This window comes from Bacteroides sp. AM23-12 (genome assembly GCF_003434395.1).
In the GTDB taxonomy this organism is placed as follows: domain Bacteria; phylum Bacteroidota; class Bacteroidia; order Bacteroidales; family Bacteroidaceae; genus Bacteroides; species Bacteroides thetaiotaomicron.
Genome location: NZ_QTLF01000075.1, coordinates 1 through 1,718 on the forward strand (window position 1 = coordinate 1; position 1,718 = coordinate 1,718).

Genomic DNA, 1,718 nt, shown 5'->3' on the forward strand with positions numbered 1-1,718 from the left:
GCGACTTCACCGTGAACTGTGACATTGCCACGATCTTCCAGATCGTGAATGCTCGGAATGTAAAGGATGTCATTCTTCATCAGGGCAAGGTTCGGGGAAGTACCGTCCATGATAGACTTGATGTCTATCTGAACAACTTCACTGGTCAAATCCTCACGCTGGCGATAAAGGACGGCACGATTCAGGAAAGCGTCACCGGTCAGACCCTGGGCTTCATTGACAAGTTCACGGATCGTATTCAGTTTACCGCTGAGCTGGTAGATGCCGGGACGATAGACAGCGCCACGGATTTCCAGTTTGTTTGTGAAGCGGTTAAGGATGGCTTCGGCTGTTACAACGTCACCGTTACGCATTGTGTAGATGCTGTAGTCCATATCCTTGACTGTGTTGACCTCATATTCCTCACCATTCTGACGGACAACACGCAATGAACGGGTGTAGGCATCGGCTTCAAAGCCGCCGGCATATTTGATTAAAGTGGCAAGGTTCTCGTCCTTCTTCATTTCGAAACGCATAGGACGTTTTACCTTGCCGCTGATCTTTACCAAGACATCGTAGGCGGGGACGATAACCACGTCACCTTCCTGAAGGCGGATGTCATCCTGTGTGTTGCCTTTCATGATAAATTCGTAGACGTCGATGGTGGCGATATTCTTTCCGTTGCGTACCAACTGAACGTTGCGGAGGCTGCCGATATCACTCACACCGCCTGCACGGTAAAGCGCGTGGAAGACGGTAGAGAAGGAAGAAAGGGCGTAGGTACCCGGCTGCACGACCTCTCCCATCACATTGATCTGGATAGTACGGATATTACCCAAAGTCAGACGGATGTCGGAAGTAGGGTCGGTAGTATTGTTCAGGCCGTTATAGATCTTATTCAGGGCGCCCTTCAGATAGTCGTTGGCAGCGGAGACTGTCATACCGCTAAGGTTGACAGGACCGATCTTCTGAATATTGATGGTGCCTTCAGGAGAGATCTGCTGGCGGATCGTGTTCTGGCTAGCACCCCAGATATCGATGATGACTTCATCACCGGGGCCCAGACGGTAGTTGGCAGGAGTGGCAAGGTTGACACTAGGCTCGAACGTCAGGTTGCGGGTATTGAAGATGTTGCGCCCGAAAACCTGATCCTCACGGACCAAATCTTCCGTAGTCGGATGATCTTCCAGCATGTCGGAAGTATTCTCCTTAGTCTCTTCACGAAGGCGGGACTCGTTGATATCCGTACCCGTGGATTGGGAGGTGTTTACATTGTTCTGCTGCTCATAGAGCTGCTTCACACGCATAGCCTGTTCCTTGGTCACACCTTTACGCGCAAGTTCGGAAGCAAGCTGTTTCTGTTCCTTGCCTTGCCGGATGCCGTCCTTTACATATTCCAGTACCTGTGAGTCACTCATGGACTGGGCCATAAGCGAGCCACTTCCCAGCATAGAACAAAAAAGTAGAATGCTAAAAAGTCGTTGTATTTTCATTGACAAATAAAAAAGTTAGTTGGTTTCACACAGTTCCTGCATACCGTGACAGACCGCAGACAACTGTTGTTTAAGAAGAGAAGGGGGAAGAACATCAAGGAGGGTCAGAGAACGCTGCAAGACAGACCGTTTTCTATCCTCGTCTTCCGGATTGGCGTACATCGACACATTATATCCCTGAAGGATGGCCAAACACAGGGTAGCATCCTGTTCCGGTGTCTTCCCCCGTTGTGAATATAAATCGTT

The 1,718-nt window shown here is 49.8% G+C and carries 2 protein-coding genes; both read right to left on the minus strand.

The features are described from left to right. Nucleotides 1-1,472 (minus strand): SLBB domain-containing protein (locus DW640_RS23035; RefSeq protein WP_199610466.1); only part of this gene is annotated, 1,472 nt, incomplete at its 3' end. 15 nt (nt 1,473-1,487) lie between these two features. Continuing rightward, on the minus strand, nt 1,488-1,718 hold a 231-nt coding region (locus DW640_RS24180), incomplete at its 5' end, for a UpxZ family transcription anti-terminator antagonist (RefSeq protein WP_233525474.1).